The sequence below is a fragment of the Acinetobacter sp. UBA6720 genome, from assembly GCF_002454215.1.
Taxonomy (GTDB): Bacteria; Pseudomonadota; Gammaproteobacteria; order Pseudomonadales; family Moraxellaceae; genus Acinetobacter.
Genome location: NZ_DKIK01000151.1, coordinates 1 through 7688, shown reverse-complemented (window position 1 = coordinate 7688; position 7688 = coordinate 1). Strand labels below are relative to the sequence as shown.

Sequence of the window (7688 nt, the reverse complement as noted above, 5' to 3'; positions counted from 1 at the left end):
AGTCGCTGCAATAATCCTAACATCGACGTGGCGAGTTTTTTCCTCACCAATTCGTTCAAATGTTCCTTCTTGTAATACTCTTAATAATTTACTTTGTAATTCTAGTGGGATTTCACCAATTTCATCTAGAAATAAGGTTCCTTGATCTGCAAGTTCAAATCGACCAGCTCGATCACGGACAGCACCTGTAAATGCACCTTTTACATGACCGAAAAATTCACTTTCAAACAACTCTGAGGGAATGGCTGCACAGTTAACACGTATAAGAGGTTGTTGTTTACGATGACTAGATTGATGGATTGCACGTGCAATTAGTTCCTTTCCTGTACCCGATTCACCATAGATCATGACATTGGCATCAGTAGAAGCAACTACTTTAATTTTTTCAATGATTTGTAAAATAGAGGCACTATTTCCTACAATTTCATGATATTGGTTCTCTTGTAATATTTCTTCCTGCAAATATTCATTTTGTTGTTCTAGTCGACTTTTCAAGTCTTGGAGTTCGTTGAGAGCATGGGTAAGTTGCTTTTCTGTATTTAAGCGTTCGCTAATATCTCTAAAGACTACAACTGCACCAATGATCTCGCTATCACGGATAATTGGGGTACTTGTAAATTCAACAGGAAAAAAACTGCCATCACGTCGCCAGAAAATTTCTTGTATCCCCTCATGCACTACACCATCATGTACAGCCGCATATATTGGGCACTCCTCGACAGGATAATGTGTGCCATTTTCATGAGTATGATGATGTATTTTATGGATATTTTTACCAAGTACATCTTCTGGTTTTAAACCTAGCATTCTCGCGCCAACGGGATTTATAAAGGTACATAATCCTTGTTTATCGATACTATAAATTCCATCACCTACTGAGCTTAGCAGCAAATGCTTGCCAGTGTCAGAATCAATAAAAAGTTCTTGTAGAGCTTGCCATTCTTTAAGCCCTGCACGAATGACTTTATCTGCATTTTTATTCAGTTGACGTAGCTCTAAGTCTTTGACATCGACTAAGGACCAAATGAGCAGAGTCTTATTCTTATATGGGATTGAAACAGAGCTGACATCGAATTGAATTTTTTCTCCATTTTTATCAAAAGCATATAGCTCATTATTCCATGCATAGCCTTTAGCAAGTGTTTCTTCTGTAAACGCCACTAAGTTTGGTAGTTGACTAAAATGACCAAAAATAGAGGTGACGGTCTTTTGAATCAATTCGTGGCGTTCATAGCGGAGTAATTTCGTAGCACTAATATTTACATCAATAAACTGATTTTGATGTGGGTCTAAAACGAGTAAGGCTTGAGAAGTGTGTTCAAAGGCAAGTGGGCGAATTGAATTCTCAGTAGTTACCCAATCGGAAATGAAGTCAGTATTATTCATGCTACGAAATTTCATAGAATAGGTTATGAAATTTCATAATACTACGAAAAATCATAGCCTTCCAGAATTATATTTATCACCTAAAATAGCCGTTTTAAAAATATTAATTATTATATTTCAATGGTATAAGAATTAATCTCTACCAAAAAATAGAACTTGGCACAGCTCTCGCAATAAAACATTCAAACCAAACAATGGTTGATTGTAAATAGGATAAAACGAGGAGCTACTATGCCACAAGTTGATATTGAACAATACAAAGATGGTGATTTTCTTGTCGATTATGAAGAAAAGGTCTTTGAAGATGTAAAAGCGCAGCCAGGCGAAAAAGCATTAGTGACATTCCACACTGTAGCTTTTGAAGGGTCTATTGGTTTAGTTAATGTCCTCCAAGCCAAACGTTTATTACGCAAAGGTTTTGAAACCAAAATCCTGCTTTATGGTCCAGGTGTGCAGTTAGGTGTGCAACGTGGTTTCCCAACTTTAGGTGCTGAAGCTTTTCCTGGACATTTGGCGGTCAATAATCAGCTTAAAGCCTTTATGGAAGAAGGTGGTGAAGTTTATGCCTGCCGATTCGCATTACAAGCGCTATATGGTCAAACCGAAAAAGCATTAATGCCAGGGATTCGTCCAATCAATCCTTTAGATGTAATGGACTTGAAATTACTGATGCGTCGTGACAATGCACTGATCATTGATACTTGGACTGTTTAAAGATTTAAGAAAGGGGAATAAGACATGAATCAGATTGTAAAAGCAGCAGCAGTACAGTGTAGTCCAGTGCTTTATAGCCAAAAGGAAACCGTACAAAAAATCTGTAATACGATTTTAGAGCTAGGTAAACAAGGCGTACAGTTTGCTGTTTTTCCTGAAACCGTTGTGCCTTATTACCCTTACTTTTCTTTTGTACAACCACCGTTTGCAATGGGTAAGGAACATTTAAAGCTTCTCAATGAATCTGTGGTTGTTCCTTCTGAAGCAACCTTTGCGATTGGTCAAGCCTGTGCTGAAGCAAAAATGGTGGTTTCTATTGGGATTAATGAGCGCGCGGGTGGAACAATCTACAACGCACAGCTGTTATTTGATGCTGATGGTTCAATCATTCAGCATCGTCGAAAAATTACCCCAACTTATCATGAACGTATGGTGTGGGGACAAGGCGATGGCAGTGGGTTGCGTGCGATTGATTCTGCTGTCGGGCGTATTGGGTCACTGGCATGCTGGGAGCATTATAACCCTTTGGCACGTTTTGCCTTAATGGCAGATGGAGAACAGATTCATGCTGCCATGTTCCCTGGTTCATTAGTCGGACAGGTGTTCGCTGATCAGATCAGTGCCACTATTCAGCACCATGCTTTGGAGTCAGGTTGTTTCGTAGTTAATGCGACGGCATGGCTACATCCTGAGCAACAACAACAAATTATGAAAGACACTGGTTGTGAAATTGGTCCAATTTCAGGTGGATGCTTCACTGCTATTGTATCGCCTGAAGGGAAATTTCTAGCCGAACCTGTTACTCAGGGTGAAGGTTATTGTATCGCTGACTTAGACTTTTCATTAATTGATAAACGTAAACGCATGATGGATTCGGTTGGTCATTATAGCCGTCCAGAATTATTAAGTTTATTGATTGATCGTCGTCCGACACAGGTACTACATGAACTTAAAGTCGAATCTTCAGATTTAACAAATCTTGAAAAGATTTCCAGATTTACGGAAGAGCAGGTTTAAGCCTTATTAAACCAATTCTATAGAGAGGGGTGAGTATGTCTGCAATACAACTTTTGACTGATTTGCAATGTAACGGTCTGAAATGGGATGGTGAATTTGGTCTATCTCGTAAAGGCGGTGCAGGGCCAAGTGATCATAAGGCACTCAGCCTAGATGGGCAGACGATGATGATTCCAGTGTTGAATCTAGCTGCACAAGAGTCTCCATACAGTGCCAAAGCTGATCCAGATTCTGACCAAGTGATCGTATTTAAAAACCGGATTCCTGTAGCAACATTAACAGCCCCATCTCGTCCAAAGTTTTATGACTTAACTACAGACGAAGGTATTCCATATGAGCAAATTGCAACTTTGCATAGCCACGATGTCTTGGCAACAACAGTGTTACAACATTGCATTCGTATGAATGATAAAGCTACGGCTTGTCAATTTTGTTCGATTGACCAATCTTTAAAAAGTGGTCGTACTTTAATTCGGAAACGTCCTGAACAGCTCGCAGAAGTTGCAAAAGCAGCTGTGGAACTTGATGGTGTACAGCAAATGGTCATTACCACTGGCACACCGAATACGCCTGATCGTGGAGCAGAGATTTTATATGACAGTGTGAAAGCTATTCTGGCTGAAGTGAATTTGCCTATACAAGTGCAATGTGAGCCACCCGATGATTTTGCATGGTTTCAAAAGTTAAAAGATGCAGGTGCGGTGTCAATTGGTATGCATCTTGAAGCGGTGAGTGATCGGGTACGTCATAAAATTATGCCGGGTAAAGCAGAAGTTTCAATTAATACATATTTTGCAGCATTTAAGGCGGCAGTTGAGGTATTTGGTCGGGGGCAAGTAAGTACCTATATCTTAGCTGGGCTAGGCGATACAGAAAAAGAAATCATTGAAATGACTGCCAACTTGACCGAGATGGGCGTTTATCCGTTTGTAGTGCCATTTGTACCAATTCAGGGAACAGCACTTGAACATCATTCAAAACCTGAGCAAGCCTTTATGCAGGCACTCTATCCAAAAATTGGTGAGCAACTCCGTCTACATGGGCTTAACTCGGAAGACACTCAAGCGGGTTGTGCCAAATGTGGAGCATGTTCTTCACTGAAAGCTTATGAGTAGGAGAAACAGTATGCAACTTTCTGGTTATCCATGGTTAATAGAATTAAATGAAGACCTTAAACAGTTTGTCACAGATGACATTGTTATCAAGGTGGTCACTGAAGACTGGGAACGTCGTCAATATTATCGCCTGCGAGAGGCAACTTTTCGCGATGAACAAAAGATTCTAAAAGAAGACCGTGATGAATATGACTTTAAAGCTCTAGGTATTGTTGCGATTGGGCAAATGTTTGGTGAGCATGATCATGTCATAGGTGCAGTGCGGATCTTCCCGAATGGAGCAAATACATGGTGGGGTGGGCGTTTATGTGTAGAGCCATTATACCGCCATCATCATGCTATTGGTAAAGCGCTGATTAATGCAGCCGTATCCACTGCCAAAAATTTAGGCTGTACCACATTCCTTGCGACGGTTCAGCAACAGAACGAACGTTATTTTCAAAAGTTGTGTTGGGACACTGTAGATGAGCTGAATGTTGCAAATATTCCGCATGTGCTCATGCAGGCTCAAGTTGAAAATTACCCATTACAACATGTGGTGATGCAAGCTTATAGCTATAGGGAGGTCTGCTGATGAGACTTTCAGAACTACTCCCACAACTGCAAATCACGCCAGCAATGCAGTCTAAGCAAGATATTCATGCGATTAAATCGCAGTTGAATCTGAACATTCACACTATACAAGATTTATATGCATTACCTGCGGATGATGCTGCTGCGATGCAATTCGGTGAACAATATTTATTGAATGCTTGCGAAGGAATGCTACCAAGTTTTGTGGCTAAGCACCCTTATTTTGCAGGATGGTCTGCGGTGATGGCAAATGTGAGCGACATTGCAGCAATGGGTGGGCGAGCTTTAACTGTGGTGAATAGTTATTGGCATACCGATACACAAAGTGGTCAACAGTTATTTGCTGGCATGCAAGCAGCTTGTGATGCCTATGGCGTAAAGCTTGTGGGTGGACACACCAATATTCATACAGATTTTCAACCTACGCTCTCCGTTGCCATACAAGGATTGGCGAATCATTTGCTCTCGGTCTTCCATGTTCAAGCGGGGCAGAAGATATTAATTGCACTGAATATGCAGGGCAAATTCCATGAGCAAACCACCTATTGGAAATGTTTTGAACATGTTCCTGCTGCGGTTTTAAAGACTCAGTTGGAAGTATTGCCCGAAATTGCAGAACAGCATCTCGCGTATGCGGCACGCGACATCAGTAATGCAGGAATTTTAGGCAGTTTGTTAATGCTACTTGAGGCAACGGGATCAGGAGCGAATCTTTGGTTAGATAAGATTCCGAAACCGCAACATACAGATTGGTTGAAATGGCTTCAAATTTTCCCAAGTTATGGCTTCTTACTGACTGCCGATAGCGAAGAATGTGAGGACATCATTGAATTATTTGCTTCACAAGATATTGATTGTGCGGTGATTGGTGAGGTCACAAATTCTGGCAAGGTACAGATTCAGCAGCAGAATGAGCAACAGATTTTTTGGGATTTTCAACAACAGGCTTTTACTGGGCTGAATTATCAAAAAGTCCTTGCACAAGCTCCATTTTCCCATCTTTCCCTACATGTACAGCAACAGGAGCCAACATTATGCCAAGTGTAAATTTTACCGTGAAATGGCCAAATGGTGAGCTGATTCAATATTACTCTCCATCCACGGTGATTTATGAATATCTAGCTAAAGGACATTCATATCCAGCAATACAGTTTTTAAAGTTGGCTGAAGATGGGTTATCAGCTGCATCAGAACGAGTACGAGTACGTTATGGCTTTGCATGTAGTTCAGCCATGGACAGTCTATCCACGATTAAACGCCAAGCTAACTTATTCGCCTTAAAAGACGAAGACCAAATTGAAATTACTGAAATGCACAATGAATAAGGGGAACATGATGTTTAATATGCAAATTCAAGATTTACAACCAAATTATGACGTCGTGATTGTTGGTGGTGGCCAGGCAGGGTTATGTATCAGTCATTATTTACAAAAAGCAGGGATTGATCATGTGATTCTAGAAAAAGAATCAGAGTTGACCCATAGCTGGCGCAGTAAACGGTGGGATAATTTCACTTTGGTTACCCCCAATTGGCAATGTTTGCTTCCAGAGCATCCATATAACGGTAATGACCCTGATGGATTTATGAAAAAAAATGAAATTGTTGAATATCTCGACGACTTCATTGAAAAACTGAATCCACCAGTTTTATTAAATGTTCAGGTTAAGCATGTTGCTAAAATTGCACCTCAACACTTTGAAATTGAAACCAGTTTAGGCACAACGACTGCGAAACAATTAGTTGTAGCGGCTGGTGGTTATCACACTCCAATTTATCCAAAACTAAGTGATCAAGTCCCTGAACAAGTGTTGGTAATGCATTCAGAACAATATTTTAATGTGGAACAGTTACCTGAAGGTAATGTTTTGGTTGTCGGTTCAGGACAATCAGGTGCCCAAATTGCAGAAGATTTACATTTGGCAGGTAAAAAGGTTTATCTTTCTACGGGAGATGCACCACGCTGTGCGCGTTTTTATCGTGGTAAAGACGTAGTGAAGTGGCTTTATGAAATGGGTTATTACGAAACAACCGTCAAAGATCACCGATATAGTGAAGAGGTTCGTAACAGCACTAATCATTATGTGACTGGGCGAGATGGTGGTCGTGATATTGATCTACGTAAATTTGCATTAGAAGGTATGCGATTGTTTGGACGATTTGAGGACTATAAGGAAGGACAGTTTGTCTTCCGTCCAGATTTAATCCAGAACCTAGACATGGCAGATGCAACTTACAATCGTATTAATGCCTCTATTGATGACTATCTAGAGAAAAATAATATTGTGACTGAAGAGCCAGCATCTGTATATCAGCCACTTTGGCAGCCAGAACAGGAAATTACCCATATTGATTTAGTTGAAGAGAACATCACTTCAATCATTTGGTGTATCGGATTTAGACCAGACTATTCTTGGATTGATTTAGATATATTCCAGACAAATGGATATCCAAAACATGATCGCGGTATTACCGTTGACCCTGAAGTAAGCTTTATTGGTTTACCTTGGTTAAACACATGGGGTTCAGGACGTTTTATGGATGTTGCTAAAGATGCTGAGTTTATTGCTGATCATCTCATTCAACAATTAAATGTTACACCACAGCATATATCCTCAACATTATCATCATTGGCCTAATTATCAGGTAGCTGAATAGTCTCAACTTTCGGCTGCATCAAATCTCCAATATTGTTAAAAAACATAGGATAGCCATAATGAATCAACAACCTTTTGTAATTAATACTAATACTGAACCATGGGAATTTCTTCCTGTTCCATTTTTAAATAGTGAACTTCCCGTTAAAACCTGCTTAGCATGTCCTGATACAGGAATGATGATTTGGAAACGGCTTTGTTGCACAAAGATTTGAAATGCAAAGCGCC

At 40.2% G+C, this 7688-nt stretch carries 8 protein-coding genes; 7 read left to right on the top strand and 1 reads right to left on the bottom strand.

Annotation, left to right across the window (positions count from 1 at the left end):
• On the bottom strand, window positions 1-1401 hold a 1401-nt coding region (locus B4F08_RS13390), incomplete at its 3' end, for a sigma 54-interacting transcriptional regulator (RefSeq protein WP_291374729.1).
• A 216-nt stretch (window positions 1402-1617) separates the two neighbouring features.
• On the opposite strand from B4F08_RS13390, the gene B4F08_RS13385 reads away from it, so the two are divergent.
• Genes B4F08_RS13385 through B4F08_RS13355 form a run of 7 tightly spaced genes read left to right on the top strand, consistent with a single transcriptional unit; the run spans window position 1618 to window position 7442 of the window.
• A complete protein-coding gene (locus B4F08_RS13385) occupies window positions 1618-2100 on the top strand; it encodes an MSMEG_0572/Sll0783 family nitrogen starvation response protein (RefSeq protein ID WP_204379396.1) in 483 nt (160 codons plus the stop codon).
• Between the two features lie 24 nt (window positions 2101-2124).
• Window positions 2125-3117, top strand: a complete 993-nt coding sequence (locus tag B4F08_RS13380; RefSeq protein WP_002058125.1) for a Nit6803 family nitrilase — start codon at window positions 2125-2127, stop codon at window positions 3115-3117.
• Between the two features lie 35 nt (window positions 3118-3152).
• Entirely contained in the window at window positions 3153-4232 is a 1080-nt protein-coding gene (locus tag B4F08_RS13375) for an MSMEG_0568 family radical SAM protein (protein WP_126132472.1), read from the top strand.
• Window positions 4233-4242: 10 nt separating this feature from the next.
• The gene (locus B4F08_RS13370) at window positions 4243-4806 is read left to right on the top strand and encodes an MSMEG_0567/Sll0786 family nitrogen starvation N-acetyltransferase (RefSeq protein WP_126132473.1); all 564 of its coding nucleotides are present in this window, start codon (window positions 4243-4245) and stop codon (window positions 4804-4806) included.
• Window positions 4806-5852 carry a sll0787 family AIR synthase-like protein gene (locus B4F08_RS13365; protein ID WP_126132474.1) on the top strand — a complete coding sequence of 349 codons (1047 nt, stop codon included), beginning with the start codon at window positions 4806-4808 and terminating at the stop codon, window positions 5850-5852. Before B4F08_RS13370 ends, B4F08_RS13365 begins: the two co-directional genes overlap by 1 nt.
• Complete coding sequence (locus B4F08_RS13360) at window positions 5840-6130, top strand: MSMEG_0570 family nitrogen starvation response protein (protein WP_008941947.1); 291 nt, start codon at window positions 5840-5842, stop codon at window positions 6128-6130. The genes B4F08_RS13365 and B4F08_RS13360 overlap by 13 nt, the downstream gene beginning before the upstream one ends.
• A 10-nt stretch (window positions 6131-6140) precedes the next feature.
• Window positions 6141-7442, top strand: coding sequence for an MSMEG_0569 family flavin-dependent oxidoreductase (locus B4F08_RS13355; protein ID WP_291374716.1), 1302 nt, complete (start codon window positions 6141-6143; stop codon window positions 7440-7442).
• The last annotated feature ends 246 nt before the right edge of the window (window positions 7443-7688 follow it).

Bases quoted from the DNA above. Each gene is read 5' to 3' on its own strand.
- B4F08_RS13355 (WP_291374716.1), top strand. From the start codon at position 6,141: ATGTTTAATATGCAAATTCAAGATTTACAACCAAATTATGACGTCGTG.
- B4F08_RS13380 (WP_002058125.1), top strand. From the start codon at position 2,125: ATGAATCAGATTGTAAAAGCAGCAGCAGTACAGTGTAGTCCAGTGCTT.
- B4F08_RS13360 (WP_008941947.1), top strand. From the start codon at position 5,840: ATGCCAAGTGTAAATTTTACCGTGAAATGGCCAAATGGTGAGCTGATT.
- B4F08_RS13370 (WP_126132473.1), top strand. From the start codon at position 4,243: ATGCAACTTTCTGGTTATCCATGGTTAATAGAATTAAATGAAGACCTT.
- B4F08_RS13385 (WP_204379396.1), top strand. From the start codon at position 1,618: ATGCCACAAGTTGATATTGAACAATACAAAGATGGTGATTTTCTTGTC.
- B4F08_RS13365 (WP_126132474.1), top strand. From the start codon at position 4,806: ATGAGACTTTCAGAACTACTCCCACAACTGCAAATCACGCCAGCAATG.
- B4F08_RS13375 (WP_126132472.1), top strand. From the start codon at position 3,153: ATGTCTGCAATACAACTTTTGACTGATTTGCAATGTAACGGTCTGAAA.